At 38.3% G+C, this 20,144-nt stretch carries 15 protein-coding genes and 1 rRNA gene; 7 read left to right on the top strand and 9 right to left on the bottom strand.

Features of this window, described 5'->3' with window-relative positions; all coding sequences use genetic code 11:
• Nucleotides 1-100 (top strand): 5S ribosomal RNA (gene rrf, locus H4J38_RS13395); the annotation flags it as partial.
• Nucleotides 101-607: 507 nt separating this feature from the next.
• On the opposite strand, the gene H4J38_RS13390 is transcribed toward rrf, so the two are convergent.
• On the bottom strand, nucleotides 608-997 hold the full coding sequence (locus H4J38_RS13390; RefSeq protein ID WP_182132322.1) for a ribosome recycling factor family protein: 390 nt from the start codon (nucleotides 995-997) through the stop codon (nucleotides 608-610).
• Nucleotides 998-1,053: 56 nt separating this feature from the next.
• Entirely contained in the window at nucleotides 1,054-1,818 is a 765-nt protein-coding gene (locus H4J38_RS13385; RefSeq protein ID WP_182132320.1) for a hypothetical protein, read from the bottom strand.
• 262 nt (nucleotides 1,819-2,080) lie between these two features.
• Between H4J38_RS13385 and cysB the strand changes: the two genes are divergently transcribed.
• Complete coding sequence (gene cysB / locus H4J38_RS13380) at nucleotides 2,081-3,055, top strand: HTH-type transcriptional regulator CysB (protein ID WP_182132318.1); 975 nt, start codon at nucleotides 2,081-2,083, stop codon at nucleotides 3,053-3,055.
• Between the two features lie 108 nt (nucleotides 3,056-3,163).
• Here the strand turns inward: cysB and H4J38_RS13375 are convergent, their stop codons facing one another.
• From H4J38_RS13375 to pabB, 3 genes are all read right to left on the bottom strand, one after another.
• A complete protein-coding gene (locus tag H4J38_RS13375; protein WP_182132316.1) occupies nucleotides 3,164-4,540 on the bottom strand; it encodes an L-serine ammonia-lyase in 1,377 nt (458 codons plus the stop codon).
• Nucleotides 4,541-4,715: 175 nt separating this feature from the next.
• Nucleotides 4,716-5,294, bottom strand: coding sequence for a CoA pyrophosphatase (locus H4J38_RS13370; protein ID WP_182132315.1), 579 nt, complete (start codon nucleotides 5,292-5,294; stop codon nucleotides 4,716-4,718).
• Nucleotides 5,295-5,386: 92 nt separating this feature from the next.
• Nucleotides 5,387-6,838, bottom strand: coding sequence for an aminodeoxychorismate synthase component I (pabB, locus tag H4J38_RS13365; protein ID WP_182132314.1), 1,452 nt, complete (start codon nucleotides 6,836-6,838; stop codon nucleotides 5,387-5,389).
• A 202-nt stretch (nucleotides 6,839-7,040) separates the two neighbouring features.
• On the opposite strand from pabB, the gene H4J38_RS13360 reads away from it, so the two are divergent.
• The 3 genes from H4J38_RS13360 to H4J38_RS13350 all read left to right on the top strand — a co-directional run bounded on the left by H4J38_RS13360 (nucleotide 7,041) and on the right by H4J38_RS13350 (nucleotide 11,520).
• A complete protein-coding gene (locus tag H4J38_RS13360) occupies nucleotides 7,041-8,567 on the top strand; it encodes a fumarate hydratase (protein WP_182132313.1) in 1,527 nt (508 codons plus the stop codon).
• Between the two features lie 180 nt (nucleotides 8,568-8,747).
• A complete protein-coding gene (locus tag H4J38_RS13355; protein WP_182132312.1) occupies nucleotides 8,748-10,196 on the top strand; it encodes a DNA recombination protein RmuC in 1,449 nt (482 codons plus the stop codon).
• A 199-nt stretch (nucleotides 10,197-10,395) separates the two neighbouring features.
• Nucleotides 10,396-11,520: a diguanylate cyclase gene (locus H4J38_RS13350; RefSeq protein WP_182132311.1), complete on the top strand. Its 1,125-nt coding sequence runs from the start codon at nucleotides 10,396-10,398 to the stop codon at nucleotides 11,518-11,520.
• A 253-nt stretch (nucleotides 11,521-11,773) separates the two neighbouring features.
• On the opposite strand, the gene H4J38_RS13345 is transcribed toward H4J38_RS13350, so the two are convergent.
• From H4J38_RS13345 to H4J38_RS13335, 3 genes are all read right to left on the bottom strand, one after another.
• Complete coding sequence (locus H4J38_RS13345) at nucleotides 11,774-13,111, bottom strand: sodium-dependent transporter (protein WP_182132310.1); 1,338 nt, start codon at nucleotides 13,109-13,111, stop codon at nucleotides 11,774-11,776.
• 353 nt (nucleotides 13,112-13,464) lie between these two features.
• Nucleotides 13,465-14,733, bottom strand: coding sequence for a glutamate-5-semialdehyde dehydrogenase (locus tag H4J38_RS13340; RefSeq protein WP_182132309.1), 1,269 nt, complete (start codon nucleotides 14,731-14,733; stop codon nucleotides 13,465-13,467).
• Nucleotides 14,734-14,997: 264 nt separating this feature from the next.
• Nucleotides 14,998-15,777, bottom strand: coding sequence for a pyrroline-5-carboxylate reductase (locus H4J38_RS13335; protein ID WP_182132308.1), 780 nt, complete (start codon nucleotides 15,775-15,777; stop codon nucleotides 14,998-15,000).
• A 391-nt stretch (nucleotides 15,778-16,168) separates the two neighbouring features.
• On the opposite strand from H4J38_RS13335, the gene proB reads away from it, so the two are divergent.
• Nucleotides 16,169-17,347: a glutamate 5-kinase gene (gene proB, locus H4J38_RS13330; RefSeq protein ID WP_182132307.1), complete on the top strand. Its 1,179-nt coding sequence runs from the start codon at nucleotides 16,169-16,171 to the stop codon at nucleotides 17,345-17,347.
• Nucleotides 17,348-17,578: 231 nt separating this feature from the next.
• Nucleotides 17,579-19,051 carry an NAD-dependent succinate-semialdehyde dehydrogenase gene (locus H4J38_RS13325; protein WP_182132306.1) on the top strand — a complete coding sequence of 491 codons (1,473 nt, stop codon included), beginning with the start codon at nucleotides 17,579-17,581 and terminating at the stop codon, nucleotides 19,049-19,051.
• Nucleotides 19,052-19,226: 175 nt separating this feature from the next.
• On the opposite strand, the gene H4J38_RS13320 is transcribed toward H4J38_RS13325, so the two are convergent.
• Nucleotides 19,227-20,024 carry an ion transporter gene (locus tag H4J38_RS13320; protein WP_182132305.1) on the bottom strand — a complete coding sequence of 266 codons (798 nt, stop codon included), beginning with the start codon at nucleotides 20,022-20,024 and terminating at the stop codon, nucleotides 19,227-19,229.
• Nucleotides 20,025-20,144 lie beyond the last annotated feature (120 nt).

Raw genomic sequence — 20,144 nt, 5'->3', positions numbered from 1 at the left:
GACATGGCCCCACCTGATCCCATTCCGAACTCAGAAGTGAAACGTGTTAGCGCCGATGGTAGTGTGGGAGTTCCCATGTGAGAGTAGGACATTGCTAGGCTTCTATTTAGAAGAGCCCGATTCGATAGAGTCGGGCTTTTTGCTGTCTGGGATTTGATAAATGCACTGAATAACGATGGCTCCAACTGTTCCCATTTCGAACTCAAAAGTAATACGTGTGAGTGTCGGTGAATAAAGAGTGTATGGGAGTTCTTCTCTACGTGAAGTCGCTCTGATGCATTCATGCATCCAAGTCATTAATCAGTAATTGCATACTCCTATTTAGAATAATCTGATCCGAAAGAGCTTTGTCCTTTTAGCTAAAGAATTTATACGTAGGGAAGGCCAAAGCTAGGTGTTTTGGTGATTATATTTTTAAAGTATACGATCATTTTGTTCAGTTTATATTTGGGATTTATTACATTTAACCGTTTGATTAGATATGACTGTTAAGGTGGACTTTTGTTATTAAATGAATATCTATCTGGATAGGATTAAGATCTTAAGTTATGCCTAGTGTGTTTTTTAATTACTGATAAATAGTAAGGTAATAGATAATCAATTAGCGCTAAGGGGAATTTTCACCAAACTCTAAAGTATCTATAACTCTTCTTGCTTCGGCTATAGTGCAATCGGTGCGATGCATAAGTTCGGATACGGTTATATCTGGCTTTTTTTGAGCAATAGTGAGCAGCATATTAAAGCCTAGATTTTTACTTTGTTTTGACAGGTGAACAGCTAGCCAATGCCAACTTGTTTCTTCGCTTTGTTCAATAACATTAATCGTTTGTTCTAACTGCTCAAAAGTTGCTTTTAACTGCCAGTTTCGTGAGCGACCAATACGGTTAATCTCACAGCCTTGCTCACGGATAAGAATTTTGAGTGCGTAGGCTTTTAGCACTCGGCGTATAAAAGAGGGTAGGGTTATATAAGGGATATGATCTTTTGGTGTTTTCATAAACAGTTAAAAGTAAAAACCAACATTACTGCTGGTTTTATACTGTTGGCTATCGATTACCACTTTTTCTTTGGTTGAAATAGTAAGTCTAAATCATCTTCTTCTGCTTTGGCTTTTTTAGCGGCATCTTTAGCATTAGTATTTTTTAATGATGAAGTAATATCTTCTAGTACGTTTTGTATTTCTTCACGTTTACTGGTGCAATATTCAGTTTGAATAGGGCTATCTGCTATCGTTTGCAGTGCTTTTTCTAAATATTGTCTTGATGAACCTAACATTTCTTTTTGATAGGCTATCATGCCACGCTTTTGCAAGGTTTCTACACCAATTTTAAGTTGCATAGCTGATAATTTATGATCTTCTTGTGTAAAGGTTTGTGGGTCTAAATTACCTTTTGATTGCTCTGACTTTAATGTCACGCGAAGTTTTTTTATGCATTGGAGAACGCTGACCAACTGTTGTTCATTATCAGGTAAGGTAAAGCTTTGCTCACTCGCTGCTTGGGCAGTGTTAGCTTTACCAGCATTAACGCGACCTTCCATATCTTGAATACGTTTAAGTAATGCTTTATTTTCCGGTAATATTCTCGCCATAGACTTTGCGGCATTTAAACTACGATTATTTAGTATCATTACAAGTGCTGGATTATTTGGTAAATTGGCGATACTTAACAGCAACTCTTCTGTTTCATCTATTATGGCTTTTTGTTTTGCTGCCTTACCTCGCTTTTCTTGCTCTACTTTCTCTTTATGCTGTTGTATTGCATTTACTACCACGACAATGATAATTAAAGCGATAATTAAAGCGATGATAATGCCCATGTTTAATTCTCTATTGTGAAAAATATAAATTACTAATACTGCAGTTTACAAAAATTGGCCGATGAAGCAAAGAAGAATGCGGTTTCTTTTGAATATTTTAGTGTATTAGTTTCAATGTTAGATTTTAGCTCTAATATTTAGCGATTCAATTATTGATTAAATCGCTCATCAGCAGATTAATTTCACACAATATTAAAATAATATGGAATAAATGTGCATTTAAGTATATATTTTTCGTCTAAGAAAACTCTGAATTATAATTATGAAGCTGCAACAACTCCGCTATATCGTCGAAGTACTTAATAATAACTTAAATGTTTCTGCCACCGCTGAAAGTCTTTTTACCTCTCAACCCGGTATTAGTAAACAGGTGCGAATGCTTGAGGATGAACTCGGTATTCAAATTTTTGGTCGAAGCGGTAAGCATCTAACCCATGTTACGTCCGCGGGTAATGAAGTTATTAATATAGCGACGGAAATTTTATCGAAAGTTGAAGCGATTAAAGCAGTTGCTCGTGAACATACTCAACCTGATGAGGGGAAGCTTCGTATTGCAACAACACATACTCAAGCGCGTTATGCTTTGCCTGAAGTCATTCAAGGTTTTATGAAAAAATATTCAAAAGTTTCATTGCATATGTATCAGGGAACCCCGGCACAAATTAGTGATGCGTCAAGTAAAGGTGATGCTGATTTTGCTATAGCTACAGAGTCTTTGCATTTGTATAACGATTTGGTGATGCTGCCTTGTTACCGATGGAATCGAAGTATTATTGTCAAAGCGGATCACCCATTAGCCTCTAAACAAAATATTACCATCGAAGATATTGCTAAATATTCTTTAGTGACTTACGTTTTTGGTTTTACTGGTCGTTCAGAATTAGATATTGCTTTTAATCAAGTAGGTGTTGAACCTAAAATCGCCTTTACTGCAACAGATGCCGATGTTATTAAAACTTATGTTCGTTTAGGTGTTGGGGTCGGCGTTATTGCCACTATGGCGATGGACCCTAAGTTAGATAATGATTTAGTGACTATCGACGCCAGTCATTTATTTAGCCCTAGCATGACAAAAATCGGCTTTAGACGTGGTACTTTTTTACGTGGGTATATGTTCGACTTTATTGAACGCTTTGCTCCACATTTAAATCGTGATTTAGTCACTAAAGCTATTTTATTGAAGAACAATGCAGAGATAGATGAAATGTTTGCTGATATTAAATTACCTATGCGTTAACCATTAATTAGTTTGGTAAAAAATAGATAACAAAAAACCGTATTGTAAAATACGGTTTTTTTAGTTTTAACTTATGGTTATTCTAATATACAAAGCGAGAGTAAAGAATTAACACTCGGTGATATTAACCGCTAAACCGCCGCGAGAGGTTTCTTTATATTTTGTTTTCATATCATTGCCTGTGTCCCACATGGTTTTAATCACTTTGTCTAATGATACCTTCTGCTTACCAGTACCTCGAAGTGCCAAACGTGAAGCATTAATGGCTTTAACTGACCCCATAGCATTGCGTTCAATACAAGGTACTTGCACAAGTCCTCCTACTGGGTCACAAGTTAGTCCTAAGTTGTGCTCCATACCTATTTCAGCGGCATTTTCTACTTGCTCAGGCGTGCCGCCCATAATTTCTGTTAGTGCGCCTGCCGCCATTGAGCATGCAACACCTACTTCAGCCTGGCATCCGCCTTCTGCACCAGAAATAGTGGCGTTGGTTTTATATAAAATGCCAATAGCTGCTGCCGTTAATAAATATCTAATACAATCTTGTTCGTCTACAGGTTTAATAAATTTGTCGTAGTAAGATAATACTGCAGGAAGAATACCAGCCGCGCCGTTTGTTGGTGCTGTTACTACTCTGCTGCCGGCAGCATTTTCTTCATTTACTGCTAGGGCAAACAAATTAACCCAATCCATGGCTGATAGAGGGTCGGTGTTTTTTTCAACACATAACGCTCTATGTAAGGCCGGGGCTCTTCGCGTGACTTTTAAACCGCCAGGTAATATACCTTCTGTGACAATACCACGGGCAATACTTGCTTTCATGGCGTCCCAAATTTCTATCAAACCTGAGCGAATACTAGTTTCGTCTTGCAAGCATTTCTCATTATCCATCATGATGGTGCTAATACTTAGGCCTTTCTCATTCGCTATTTGTAGTAGCTCATCGGCACTAGAGAAACGGTGAGGGCGGTCAATGTTGGCATGAGTCGATAAGGCTTTATTTTTTTCTTTTTCAAAGTCGCAATCTTTAACAATAAAACCACCACCGATGGAGTAATAGGTTTCTTCAAAGATGACAACATCATTGCTATACGCAAAAAATGTCATGGCATTAGCATGTGCTGGTAGGGTTTTTCTGCGGTGATATATAATGGCATTCGCTTTAGGGAAAGCGATTAAATGCTCCATATTTAGATTTATTTTTTCACTTGCTACTACTTGAGCTAAAATTGACTCTATAGAGTCAACAGGGATTGTTTCGGGGCTTTGCCCTGTTAATCCTAAAATCACAGCTTTACCGGTACCATGTCCGATGCCGGTTTGACCCAATGAGCCAAACAATTCACATTTTACGCGATCTGTTTTGGCTAACATATTCTCTGCTATTAAGTTTTCAACAAACAATTTTGCTGCTTTCATTGGGCCAACGGTATGAGAACTGGAAGGGCCAATTCCAATTGAAAACATATCAAATACACTAATCATAAGAAAACCTGAATAAATACTATTAAAAGTGAATAGAAGTAAAATTTTGTTCGGTTATTGTAGCTGAAAGCTTTCAGCATGCAAAACAAAATGTCTATTAGGTGAGTATAATTATAGCTAAGAATATTTATAGGGTGGATAAAGAAATAGTATTCATGGTGTAGCAATAATTATTTCAATTATCTTGGTTTAGTAACACACTCAGATCATGCAACATAGCGGCGGTTGCGCCCCAAATATTATATTGTTGATAAGGCATAAAATATACGCTGTGGTGTTCGCCACGATGATAAACCGGTATTTGAATATGGTGCTGACGTTGTAAAAAGTGTGATAATGGCACTTGAAACACTTCTGAAACTTCATTTTCATCAATTTGATAGCTTTTGCTATTTGATACGATGGCAACAATTGGCGTTATTTCATAGCCTGAAATGGTTTGATAGGGTTTAAGTTGTCCAAGTACATTAATACAGGTAGATTGTAGACCTATTTCTTCTTGAGTTTCACGTAGCGCTGTTGCTGTTATATCAACATCGAAAAGCTCTACTTTACCGCCAGGAAAACTAATTTGCCCTGGATGGTGAGTAAGGTGACTTGCACGTTTAGTTAACAACACTTCAAGCTGACCTTGATGATTAACAATAGGGATCAACACTGCTGCACTTTTAAGCTTATGTGAATAGCGAAATTTATGAGCTGAAGCAGGCAAAGCTTGCATTTGAAAGCGCTGTATAAATTCTTCTTCAGTCATACACACCTTAAAATCACTGTAATAATGCTAAGTTTACTGGGGCTACTTGGCGTTTTTTAGTTTTAGCATTAGATAGTTACTTTAGAAACTGGTTATGCCAAATTTAGCTTACTTAATACCGGTAAAATCTTATTTACTTTATCGTAAGTTTCTTGATATTCGCTATCAACATTTGAATCTGCCACTAGACCGCCTCCAGCCCAACAGTGTATTTGCTGGTTATGACAAACTAACGTGCGAATGGTAATACTAGTATCCATATTACCACAAGCTGACAGATAACCTATAGAGCCGCAGTAAACGCTGCGTTGATGGGGCTCCAATTCTTCTATGATATCCATGGCTCTAATTTTTGGTGCGCCGGTAATTGAACCACCAGGAAATGCGGCACGAAGTAAGTCGGTGCCATCGTATTGTGAGTCTATTATTCCTTCCACTGTGCTGACTAAATGATGCACTGCTGGGAAGCTTTCAATGGCAAACAATGCCGGTACTGTTACCGTGCCGGGTATACAAACACGACTAATGTCGTTACGTAACAAATCTACAATCATTAGATTTTCCGCTTTATCTTTACTCGCTTGCTGTAATTCTTTAGCGTTAGCTTGATCTATGCTGGCATCATCGCTGCGTGGGCGCGTACCTTTAATGGGTTTACTTTGGACTTTATTGTCAACAAGTTGCAAGAAACGTTCGGGTGAAATACTTAAAATAGCACTGTGTTGAAAACGTAAAAAAGCAGAGAAAGGCGCTTTGTTTTCTTGTCTCAACGCGCAATATGCTTGATATTCGCTGCCGGAATATTGCGCCGTGAAACGCTGGGCTAAGTTGATTTGATAACAATCGCCTGAAAGCAAATAGTCGTGCACTTGCTTAAATTTATCGCGATATTGATCAGACCGCATATTTGATTGCCACGGTGTAGTTAACTTGAAATTATTTTGCGGCGAATTTTTCTCAGTTCTTTGTTCAGTCGCTAGCTCAGTTTGTTGTTTATTGTGTTGGCTCAGTGCACAGTTAAAAAAATCAGTAAACTCGGCTCTTTTTTCGTCAAGGCATAACAACCAAACTTGTTGTAGTTTCTGGTCAAAAATTATCGCTTGCTGGTAAATACCAATTGCCATTTCAGGTATATCAATATCTTTACTGTTTTGCTGCTTTATGACTTCAAAGCGTTTACCTAAGTCGTATGCGAAGTAACCCACCGCACCGCCTTTAAAAGGTAGTTCGGTTGATGTAAGTTTGATCTTATTAAAACAAGCTTGCTGTTCACGTTTTACTAGTAATAAAGGGTCTTCATTACTTTGATATTGGCTATTGTTGTGTTCATTTCTAACGGCAGTGACATTGCCATGAGTGGTTAGTGTAATACTAGGTTGCCAAACCATAATGTCATAGCGGCTATCGACATGGCTACTTTCACATGAGTCTAACCACATTGCCCAAGATTGCTCAGCAAGGGTGGCAAAAAGTGATTGACTATCAAACGCTAGCTCAACTGATAATAATTTAGCTGATAACTGTTTTAATGAATTGGTTGGCAAAGTATTCTCACAGGTTTATTTTAAGTCATTATACCCAATCGACTTCAATAGGCTCAATGATACCGCTTGAAGTCACTTAGGTGAATATGATGCTAATTATTAGACCATTTGATACTGGTAGCTATTTAACAAGCAAGGTATGATATCGGCAAATTTATAACTTTCAACTCTTCTCTCGCCCAATTAATAAAAAGAGACCGTTATGGCTATTATTAAACAACAAGATTTAATCGAAAGTGTTGCAGACTCGCTGCAGTACATTTCTTATTACCATCCGCTAGATTTTATTCAAGCACTTGAAAAGGCTTATCATAAAGAAGAAAGTCAGGCAGCTAAAGATGCCATTGCGCAAATTTTAATTAATTCTCGTATGTCGGCACATGGCAAACGACCTATTTGTCAAGATACCGGAATTGTTACCTGCTTTGTAAAAGTAGGTATGGCTGTGCAGTGGGATAAAACTGACATGACAGTGCAACAAATGGTAGATGAAGGCACGCGTCGTGCTTATCTTAATCCTGATAATCCATTGCGTGCGTCCATTGTTTCAGACCCTGCAGGTAAACGCATCAATACTAAAGATAATACCCCTGCGGTTGTGCATATTGAAATGGTGCCGGGTGATCAAATTGATGTAATGATAGCGGCCAAAGGCGGCGGAAGTGAAAACAAAGCTAAAATGGCGATGTTAAATCCAAGTGACTCCATTGCTGATTGGGTGGTTAAAACTTTACCAACTATGGGCGCTGGTTGGTGTCCTCCAGGTATGTTAGGCATAGGTATTGGTGGTACGGCTGAAAAAGCAGGTGTATTAGCCAAAGAAAGCTTAATGGAACCAGTAAATATTCAAGAGCTTATTGACCGTGGACCTGAAAATGCCGAAGAAGAATTGCGTTTAGAGATTTACGAAAGGGTAAATAAATTAGGTATTGGCGCTCAAGGTTTAGGCGGTTTAACCACGGTTGTTGATATTAAAATTATGTCGGTGCCTACGCATGCTGCTTCAAAACCTGTGGTCATGATCCCAAATTGTGCCGCAACTCGTCATGTACATTTTCATCTTGATGGCTCTGGCCCTGCGGATTTAACGCCACCTAAATTAGAAGATTGGCCTGAAATTACTTGGGAAGTTGGTGAGAATGTTCGTCGTGTTAATGTCGATGAATTATCAAAAGCTGATATCAGTGAATGGAAAACGGGTGAAACTGTGTTACTTAGCGGCACTATTTTAACCGGTCGTGATGCGGCGCATAAACGTATTCAAGAAATGTTAGCCGCGGGTGAAAAATTGCCGGTTGATTTTACTAACAAATTTATTTATTACGTCGGCCCAGTCGATGCAATCGGTGACGAAGCAGTAGGACCAGCTGGCCCTACAACGGCAACCCGTATGGATAAATTCACTGAAATGATGCTTTCAGAAACTGGCTTGCTGGGTACTATCGGCAAAGCTGAACGTGGTCCTGAAACTGTTGAATGTATTAAAAACCATAAATCGGTTTATTTAATGGCCGTTGGCGGCGCCGCTTACTTAGTGTCTAAAGCCATCAAGAAAGCAAGAGTAGTGGCTTTTGAAGATATGGGAATGGAAGCTATTTACGAATTTGTTGTTGAAGATATGCCCGTAACTGTTGCCGTTGATAGCTTAGGTGAGTCAGCTCACGTGACAGGCCCTGCGATTTGGCAAGCAAAAATTGAAGAGCTTGATAGTAAATTAAGCGGTAAGTAAAAGATAATAGCCTTCTAAACTAGATTAAACGCCCATTACGGGCGTTTTTTATATCATCAATTTACTAAAGATAAATACAACCACAGACACCATCCAGCTTCTACCATAGTAAATAACTATTAACCTTATCAATAAAGTATGCTCTAATAACTGTTAATATTTACAGTGTTTGGCGATAGAATGAATACTATATTCAATTTCCCTTGGTTAGCGTTAGAAAACTTTCCTACCTTAATCTTAGTTGCGTTAGCGCTACTGTTTAGCTTATTGATTATCGTTTTAGTTTTGCTTCAACAAATAAAAACTAGCCGTATCTCCTTTTTAGCTCAACAACAACTTTTGCAACAATTGGCCGAAAAAGTAAACCTCAGTTATGAAGTTAATGTCAGTAATCAGCAGCAATTACAGCAACAGTTAAACTTTAATCATCAGCAATTAGCAAATCAACAAAGCGAACTTAAAACTTACTTTGAACAGCAAATTTCAGATTTTAAGTTAAAACTATTACGCCAACATGGTGAGCAAGGTGAAAAACAAGCGCAGCAATTATATAGCCATAGTGAGCAGCTGAAGAAAACCTTATACGAACATCATGTGACTTTTAATAACAATCAACGTAATGCCACCGAACAGCTAACAACTCAACTTACGGCAACGTCAAAATTAGGCCGAGAAGAAATGGCTAAATCACTGCATTTATCCAGTGAACAAATGGCCAAAAGAATTGATGAGTTAACAGTTTCTACTGATAATCGCCTGAAAGATATTAGTGGCCAGGTCGAAAAACGTTTAGCAGATGGCTTTGAAAAAACCACCAAAACCTTTAATGATATTCTACAACGTTTAGCCTTAATTGATGACGCACAGAAAAAAATCACTGAACTTTCTAGCAATGTTGTCAGTTTACAAGAAGTGTTATCAGACAAACGCTCGCGTGGTGCCTTTGGTGAAGTACAACTTAATGCTTTAATTAGAAATGTATTACCCGAGCAGCACTTTTCACTGCAACATACCTTATCGAACGGTAAAATTGCTGACTGTATTTTATTTCTTCCTAAGCCAACTGGTAACGTGGTCGTTGATTCAAAATTCCCATTAGAAAGCTATAAAAAAATGGCTGACAATACTTTAGGTGAATTTGAGCGCAAAGCTGCGGAGCGGCAATTTAAGCTTGATATTAAAAAGCATATTAACGATATCAGTGATAAATATTTAATTGAAAAAGAAACTGCAGACGGCGCAGTAATGTTTATTCCAGCAGAAGCTATTTTTGCGGAAATTCATGCCCACCACAGTGATCTGGTTGACTATGCTAATAAAAAGCGAGTGTGGTTAGCCTCGCCAACGACACTAATGGCAATTTTAACTACGGCACGCTCTGTGTTAAAAGATGAAGCAACCCGTAAACAGATACATGTTATTCAAGCGCATTTGTCGCACCTTTCTTCTGATTTCGCGCGCTTTAAAGGCCGTTTTGCTAATTTAGCAAAACATATAGATCAAGCGGCAAGTGACGTAAAACAAATTCATACTTCAGCAGATAAAATTAGTAGTCGTTTTGATAAAATAGAGCAGGTAGAATTAAAGCAAGAAGAAAAAGAAGAGAGTGTCGCTATTGCAGCTGATTAAAGTTTCACCATTATTGAGTGGATTTAACCGCGCTAAATAGAGACGTAATAAATATAATAAGTTTTTAGTTTTTACTGATCTTAACAACTGAAAACAAAGTCGCACTTGCCGACATTTTATCTTGGAGTTACGCTTGATTCAGTTTTTCAGCGGTTTTAAAAGTAGTATTATCAGCCTGATTGCTTTTTTTGTAGCTTTCATGCTTTTAAGTAAATTTCAAAGTTATTGGTTTGTAAAAATAAATCTCATAGAACAAGTGCTTTATGGCTTATTTGCCATCACTATCATGTTATCTAGCTATTTCAATCGCAGCCGATTGGCGTTGGCCGCCATAATATTTTTAGTGTTCTACCTCACGCTTTCACAAGCTTTACCTTGGCAAACTTGGGTGTTTTCTCATGGTGAATGGTTAGTACTTACGGGCGCAGGCGTTTTGTCAGTATTAAGTGTAGTTAAAGACCGAGGTCTACTGTCGACTCATGGTTTTTATCGACTTACGCTCATATTATTTGTCGGTGTTGCCAGTTATTTTTGGTTCGATATCGCCAATGTTTTAGTCGTTAAATTAACCCGTGTTGCACAACTTGAACCTTGGTTGAAATACCTTAGTGTCGAATTACCATTAGTGTTTTTTGCCTTATTACTGGTGTGGCGATGTTTACGTGAAAAAAGCCTAGTAACAACTGCATTGTTGAGCAGTTATTGTATTTGGCTTGGGCAATATTATCAGCTAATTACATTGCCATGGAGCGTGCTATTAACCTTAATGATCATGCATTACTTTTTTGTTGTGGTGGTTGACTCATACTTTTTAGCCTATCGTGATGAACTCACAACATTACCTTCACGGCGAGCACTCAATCAATTAGCCCTGTCGTTAGGCCGAAAATACACCCTCGCCATGCTCGATATCGATCACTTTAAAAAGTTTAATGATACTTATGGCCATGACATTGGCGATCAAGTGTTAAAGCTAGTAGCGAGTAAATTGGCACAAGTGAAAGGCTCTGGTAAAGTGTTCCGTTACGGCGGCGAAGAATTTACTATTGTGTTTCCAGGTAAAACCACCGAGCAAGCTTTACCCGCATTAGAAGCTGTTAGACAGGCAGTGGAAGATTATAAAATTGTTATTCGTCAAGAGCAGCGAAAAACTAAACAAGCGCGCTCGGACAAGAAAGGTAGCCAAGTTAAAACCGTCAGTGTCACCATTTCAATCGGGCTTGCGGAAAGAGCATCTAAATTGAATTTTGAACAAACTTTAAAATTAGCTGATGAAGCATTATATCGAGCGAAAAAATCGGGCCGTAATAACGTCAGTGAATAAACTGAACAGTGAATAAAGCGTTAGCCAATATTATAAATAGCTGAGTGGTATCGATAGTTTCAAAGTTTCGATAGCCATCAGTAGCGTTAATAATAAATAGTAGTGCGATGTTATAAAAAAGCCCATGATTATCATCATGGGCTTTTTGGTTAAATTTCTATGTTCTAATCGAACTGATTTTCACAGCACTGCTAAGTATATTGTCATATTTTTTGCGAAAGGTTAATGCCCTTTATGTACAAAATTATTACCGTTAATTTAATATCGCAACATTGACAAATACTACCGTTAATAACAGCGGGCAAACAAAACGTAAATAATTACCCCAAATTGGTAACCACTTTCTACCCTCTTGCAAAGACACATCACGAAGCTTATTACCGCGTTTCCATAACCAGCCAACAACAATAAAATAAAACAAGCAGCTAAGCGGCTGTAAAATAGTGGTAAGCATGCGAATAACTAGGCCAAATAAGCTATCAAAAAATGTGATTAAGGTCATACTCGCGGTTAATACAACAGCTGATACTAACCAAGTTGCCTTCGAGCGGCTGAATTTTTTATCTTCAACGAGATAAGACACAGGCACTTCGGTTGAAGAAATGGTTGAGGTAAGCGCAGCAATCGATAATAACGAGAAAAAGCCAATCGCGACTAACATACCTATGCTACCCATTGAGTTGAAAAGTTCAGGCAATATGTTGAATATAAGTTGACCTTCACCAATTAACTTATCACCTTGAAATACTTGCTGGCCGGCAGCTTCTGCAACGTAAAGGGCTGGAATAATTAATAAACCGGCCATAAATGCAATAAAAGTATCGAGAGCAGTAATCGAAATGGCGAGTTTACCTATATCACGGTCTTTCTTCATATATGAGCCGTAAACCATCATGCCGCCAACACCGATAGAAAGTGAGAAAAAGGCTTGTCCCATGGCAGATATAATCAACTTGGGATTAGTCACTTGAGAAAAGTCAGGTATTAAATAAGTTCTTAAACCTTTTTCAGCACCGGGTTGTTGTAGTATGTAAGCAATTAACGCGACTAGCATGATCAATAAAATGGGCATCAAACGCGCTGACCATTTCTCGATACCGGCGTTAACCCCTTGATGAATAATGGCAGCGCCAAGTAATATAAATATTGGCGTAAACAGTAGATTACGTAAAGTACTTGATGTAGCAAGCCATTGCGAAACATCATGATAACCAAGTAGTTCGGCAAGTGGTGATATGGCATGCGCAAGCATCCAACCGGCAACTATGGTGTAAAAACTTAACATCATTATTGCGCCACCCAGACCGATCAAACCGGCATATTTACCTAATCTTGGTGCCGTATCTCGACAAGCGTCTTCTAATGCCGAAACGGGGTTTTTCTGTGCTTGGTTACCAATATAAACTTCGGCATACAGCGCTGGAAATGCTAACAATACGGTTACCACAAGGTAAACGAATAAAAACGCACCACCGCCATTATTTGCCGCTTGTGTTGGGAAACCCCAAATATTGCCTAAACCAATTGCAGAGCCTGCAGCGGCGAGAACAAAACCAATTCTGGAATGAAATGAATCTCTAATATTACTCATAAAGGATAATTATTATTGTTGTTAATACTTTGGTTTGAGCTTACCTAGTTAACACTCGTTAGCAAAGTTTTTTTAACGATTTGTTTTTTTTGATTTTATGTTTTTGTAAATTTTTCTGCGGCGGGTGACTTATGGAGATATTATTTAAGCGTTGGTTAATAAAAGTTTAATCGTTGAACTATTGTTAAATTTACGACAACAGTTCAACAAGCATAAGGTTCTAACACATTTTACGGTCTCATATTAACTTGTCGCTAAATTGTGAATAAAGTAAACGGAAATCGAAATTAAGCAATACTAACAAATATTAATTAATAGTTTTCCGCATACCTTAATTAATCCTATGGCTAGGATTAAGGACGAATTTGTCCTTGGCCAGCAACACGATATTTAAAAATCGTCAACTGTTCCAGACCAACCGGTCCACGTGCATGTATTTTACCGGTCGCAATGCCTATTTCAGCGCCCATACCAAATTCACCACCATCTGAAAACTGGGTTGAAGCATTATGCATGACTACAGCTGAGTCAACTGCACGCATAAATATTTCTGCTGTCTCAGTGTTTTCAGTAATAATGGCATCGGTATGTTTAGATGAATGCTCGTCAATAAAATCAAGCGCTTCTTCTAAGCCTGAAACTACTTTGACCGACAAAATAGCATCTAGATACTCAGTGTCCCAGTCAGCATCATTAGCGGCTATTATTCTTTCATCACAATTTTGGGCCGTTTGGTCACCTCTAATTTCACAGTCCTTTAAAGCATCAACCAGTTGAGGTAAAAATTCAGCGGCTATTGCTTGGTCCAATACCAAGCTTTCAGTTGCACCACAAACACCTGTTCTGCGCAGTTTAGCATTATTAACAATGCTTAATGCTTTTGCTAAGTCGGCATCCTTATCAATATAAATGTGGTTATTGCCATCTAAGTGAAGCAAGGTTGGTACTTGCGCTTCATTTCTTACAAGTTCAACTAGCCCACGACCACCGCGAGGAATAACTAAATCAACATATTCAGCACAACGTAATAATGCAGCAACTGCAGAACGGTCATCTGTATCAATTAACTGTATACATGTGGCTGGCAAATTAGCTGCACACAATCCTGTTGCCATGCATTCAACAATAATACGCGTAGAATTAAGGCTCTCAGAACCGCCACGTAAAATTACGCTATTACCCGATTTAAGACATAAAGCACCAGCATCTGCACCAACATTAGGACGAGACTCGTAGATCATACCAATAACACCAATAGGGGTTGAAACACGGGTGATCTTTAGTCCATTGGGACGATCAAATTGTGCCAAAGAACGACCAACCGGATCAGGCAGTTTTGCTATATCTTCTAAAGCGACAGCCATAGCTTCAATCCTGTCAGGCGTTAGTTTTAATCGGTCAATAAATGACTCGGCTTTACCTGCTTGCATTACACTTAAAACATCTAGCGCATTCGCTTCTAAAAGTGCTGGTGTATTTTGACGAAGGGCATCTGCGGCAACCGTTAATGCTTGGTTTTTTTGTTCTGTAGTTGCACTTGCAAGCACTTTTGCTGCTGACTTAGCTTGTTTGCCAAGATTTTTTATCATACTTTCGATATCGATTTTTTTGCTGTTTGACATGAATTAATTTCCTGTTTCTTCTTCGATTATTATTAAACTGTTTGGTCAAATTCAATTTTATTGAATCTTTCAACTTTTATTGATGTATTGTCGATATTTATACTCAATTAAATATTACAAATATTATTAAAAGTTCAGTCTATATAAAGTTATAGTATTCAATGGTTAGCATACTATTTTGAGTTTTATAACGGTTATGTTTTTTAATGATCTATGTTCAATTTTTCAATCTTCGGCTAGGTTATCTTTCAGTCAAAGACGAAATCAACGTAATGCTACAGCGCGTTCATAAGCCGCTAAAACGGTCGACTCAATGAGGGTATCTAATTTGGAATCTTGCATAAGTGCGCTTAAGCCTGCTTCGGTTGTCCCATTTTTACTGGTTACTGAATTTCGTAAAGTTTCTACGTTCTGAATGCTGGTCATCGCCAGTTCAATTGAACCACCTAGAGTGTTTAGCACCAACTCTTTGGCTGTTTGAGGTGAAAACCCCAATTTCATTGCCGATTCTATCCAGCAGCGGGTTATTTCGAAGGCATAACCCGGTCCGCTTCCCGCCACTGCTGTTACTCGGTCTAGCTCATCTTCGCTAACAGCTAAATGGGTATAACCAACCGCATCAGTTAGCGCCGTGGCGATTGCTAATTGAGCAGGGCTACATTTTGAGTTTGCATAAAGTGCGCTGACGCCGCGACCAATTTGCGCTGGTAAATTTGGCATTATGCGCATTATGGCTTGCTCGCCAATTAGCTTTTCTATTGAAGATACAGAGTAACCCGCAGCAATAGAAATAACGCAACCAGAATTAGCAAGATAGCGTCGATAAGCTGGCAATACTTTTTCAATAAGTTGCGGTTTAATCGCAACAACGATGATATCGAATCGTTTATCTGCCAACTCTTCAATTGTTTGTGTGACGATAACGCCTGATGGTGCTTTAACGAAAGAAGGATTAATTATAGTGATTTCTTGATCTGTAGAGGTTGCCCAGCGAACCAATAATGAACCGCCCATTTTCCCACAACCAATCATAAGTAAAGACATAAAACTCCTCATGTTTTTAGTTTGCTTTTGAATAAGTGCAGATGGATTTGCAAGTGCTCAGTGTAAACTTTTTTGAAGTCTTAAAAACCCATTTTTAAAGCGGTGATTTTAAGTCCAATTGAAAAAAAAGGGTTTTTAGTATATGATATCCGCACTCATTTGTCGATTGTTGTCAATTATTAACGTTTAATTTAAGCGTTTCAGCAAATTTTTATCAACTATTTTCAACTCAATCAATCGCTAATAAAGCTGATTTTTTTGATCATAAGTAATTGCAATACGACAAGAGAACAAAACCGGTAAATCAAGAGAATACCTGTAGTTTCGATAACAAGTTGTGTTATCGATTAACTCAGCTATTTATTTTAATCAATCAAAGTACGGAGTCATTTTGCCCACATTTGAACAACCAAAAACAGAAAAAACCTCTCGAATCAAACCTCGCATAGTTATTAAAGTCGGCTCGAGCCTTTTAGCAAATGTTAAGAATTTAACACCTAGCTTTGCCTTCATGCATGGCCTACTAAGCGATATTGCTACGCTACGAGACCAAGGCTATGAAGTTGTGCTCACCTCTTCCGGGTCAGTCGCATTAGGTCTTAATACTGTTGGCTGCACTATTGAAAACGCTAGTGTTCAAGACAAACAAGCCGCTGCTGCTTGTGGACAACCCATCTTAATGCACGCTTACAAGCAAATTGCATTAGAGTATGGTTTTGATATTGCTCAGGTGTTAGTAACCCTCGATGATTTGGAAAACAGACGTCGATTCCTCAATATTAAAAATACGGTTCATCGTTTAATAAAACAAGGTGTTATGCCTATCGTAAACGAAAACGATACCGTGACCACCGAAGAAATTCGTGTTGGCGATAACGATCGACTTGCTGCAAAAGTTGCTCAGATGATTGGTGCAGAGTATTTATTTATTTTAACCTGTATTGATGGCGTTTATGATCGTGACCCTTCAGAAGAAGGCGCAATTTTCGTTGAGTCTATCGAAGATGTGAGTAGCTATATGGAAGCTGCTAGCGGCACGAGTTCTTTAGGAACTGGCGGTATGCTGACTAAATTGCAAGCGGCAAACATGGCGCAAAACGCAGGTTGTACCACTATTATTGCTAGAGGAACAATGGAAGCTCCGGTTACGGCAATTCTACGTGGCAAACGCAAACACACCGTGTGTATCGCTCATTCATCACCTTCATCTGCATGGAATATCTGGCTGACTGATCGCCTACAAATGGCCGGTAGTTTAGTAATTAAACAGGATGTAGCTGACTCATTATTTGGTGGTGACGACGGATTTACATGCCATGATGTAGTTTCCATTCACGGTAAATTTGAGCGTGCAGATGTGCTTCATGTCTATGATGAAAAAGGCGAGGAAATCGCTCGTGGTTTGTGTAATTTCTCATCAGATGAAACTGCCATTATTTCAAGTCGTCCAGAAGAGACGGTTAAGAATATACTCGGTTATGCCGCTTCACATCGTTTGATTAATAGCGAAAATTTAGTCGTATTGGCTGAACATCATCTCTCTTGGGATGAACCGGTTCAAAGTGATTAACTTATCATTTTGACATAATATTTAGGGCCGCTGTTGAATACTGGTTTTGCTTATCTGCTTTTCCGTTGTGTTCACTGGGCCCTGTTTTAATTTCTAAATTGTCATCATTCCCCTTAATTCTCTCAAATTATCACAAATTTTAATAAACATGTCTAAGCTCACTAGTGAAACTATGGGGTCATAGATTACTTATTTTAATTGGTACTAAAACAGATTGTAGCGGAGCCAAATATGCAAAATCAATCAGATCTGGGTTTACAAGATAGTCAGTTAGTTAAAAATTCTTCATATATTAATGGTAACTGGCATCGAAGTGAATCTGATATCAGTGTTACTAATCCGGCTGATGGCAGTGAAATAGCAAAAATAAGTAATGCAGGTGTAGCTGAAACAGAATTAGCAGTAGATGCCGCCAAAGCTGCATTAAAGATGTGGTCGGCTAAATCAGCAAATGACCGTGCAGAGGTGATGCGTAATTGGTTTAACTTGATCATGCAACATCAAGATGATCTTGGCCGTATATTAACCTTAGAGCAAGGCAAACCAGTTGCCGAAGCCAAAGGGGAAGTAGCTTACGGAGCCGCATTTATTGAATGGTTTGCCGAAGAAGGTAAGCGGGTTTACGGTGATACAATTCCAGGCCCATCAGGTGATAAACGTATTATTGTGATTAAACAGCCGGTTGGTGTGGTTGCCTCGATCACACCATGGAACTTTCCCAATGCTATGATCTCAAGAAAAGCAGCGGCAGCATTAGCGGCTGGGTGTACCTTTGTTGTACGTCCTGCAACACAAACACCACTTTCAGCTTTGGCTATGGCCGAACTAGCCGAGCGTGCTGGAATTCCTGCTGGCGTATTTAATGTTGTTGTGGGAGACGATTCTCGTGGCATGGGCAAAGTGTTAACTCAGCATCCTGATGTTGCTAAATTTACCTTTACTGGTTCAACGCCAGTAGGAAAAACTTTACTCACACAATGTGCCACCACAGTGAAAAAAGTGTCAATGGAATTAGGCGGCAACGCACCCTTTATTGTCTTTGCAGATGCAGATGTTGATGCTGCTGTTCAAGGTGCATTGGCATCCAAATACCGTAATGCAGGTCAAACCTGTGTGTGCACTAATCGTATTTTTGTTCAAAAAGAAGTGCTTGAGCAATTTACAGAAAAATTTACTACTGCTGTTGAAAAATTAGCGATAGGCAATGGTTTAGATGACGGAATTATCATAGGTCCTATGATTTCAAGTACTGCGGTTAGTGATGTTGACAAGTTAGTAAAAGAATCGGTTGCGGCTGGCGCTAAGATTATCTTGGGTGGTAAAAAACACCCCGCAGGCGAAAACTTTTATCAGCCAACAATTTTAACTAATGTAACGAATGATATGCCAGTCGCTAAAAATGAAATATTTGGTCCCGTTTCGCCAATTATTTCATTCGATACAGAAGCAGAAGTTATTGCCATGGCAAATGATACCGAATTTGGCCTAGCCTCTTATTTCTACGCCAGAGATATTGGTAGAATTTGGCGTGTAGCGGAAGGGCTTGAATTTGGTATGGTTGGTATTAACGAAGGCATTATTTCTAATGCTGCTGCGCCATTTGGTGGTATTAAGCAATCAGGCAGTGGCCGAGAAGGTTCTAAATATGGCCTAGATGATTATTTAGAAATTAAATATTTATGCATGGGCGGCTTAGATAAATAATCCTAAAGGGATCATATTTTAATTTGTTCTAATAGATCATGTATCATATTTAAAAATCCGGTGTTACGTAAAGTAATACCGGATTTTTCAGTTGTTGAATTAAAAATTTTGGCGATATATTGTTAACGGTAACAGTTTGAGTTGAATAAACACTTTATCAAAGCACCATTTATCTCTAATTATTATTTTTATCATCAAGTTTTAAAATAAGCGTTTTCAATGCGGTTATTTCTTGTTTTAATTCACTTAAACTTGGCTCATTTTTATTTTTTTCTTTTGAGTGTTCTTCTTCCATTACATTAACAACAATGCCAATCACCATATTAAGAAATGCGAATGCGGTAAAGAAGATAAAGGTCATGTAATAAATCCAGCTATAAGGATAAACCTCCATAGTCTCGTATTGAATATCGGTCCAATCTTCGAAGGTCATTACCCTAAAAAGCGTTAGCATTGATATGGCTATATCACCCCATAATACCGGGTTGATGGTATTAAACAAAAAACTACCAACAGCTGCATAGATATAAAAAATTATAAACATTAACAATACGACATAACCTAATTGAGGTAAGGCCTTTATCAATGAGTTAATCAGGATTCTAAGTTCAGGCACCACAGACACCATTCTTAAAACACGAAAAACCCTCACTAACCTAGCGAGTAAAGCCATTTCAGAGTCATTTATTGGGATAAGGCTTATAGCAACTACTAGAGTATCGAAAACATTCCAAGCTGATTTAAAAAAGTGTTTTTTGTTTTCTTCTGTTAGAAACCGTAACAAAATTTCAAATAAGAAAAAAACCGTAATAAAGGTGTCCAGTACAGAGGTAATGGAAATAGCGGTATTAGACAAAGTAAATGTCTTAGCGCCAATTTCAAGTGCAGAAATGATAATGACACATATGACACTTAATTCGAAAAACTTGTTGTTTTTTAACTTGGTAAAGGCAGCTTTTGTGTTCTGGTACATTGGGGATAACTTAAATCATGGGTTGTAAATATATTTGAGCCGAATTATAAACTTTTTGTAGTGAGTTTAGCTAAGTTTTTAGTGAAATTTTAGTAACTATTTATGTAAAAAATAAATGCT

Source organism: Colwellia sp. BRX10-3 (assembly GCF_014077505.1).
GTDB lineage: Bacteria > Pseudomonadota > Gammaproteobacteria > Enterobacterales > Alteromonadaceae > Cognaticolwellia.
Note: the sequence above shows the minus strand (reverse complement) of the source record. Positions and strands in the feature narration are given on the sequence as shown.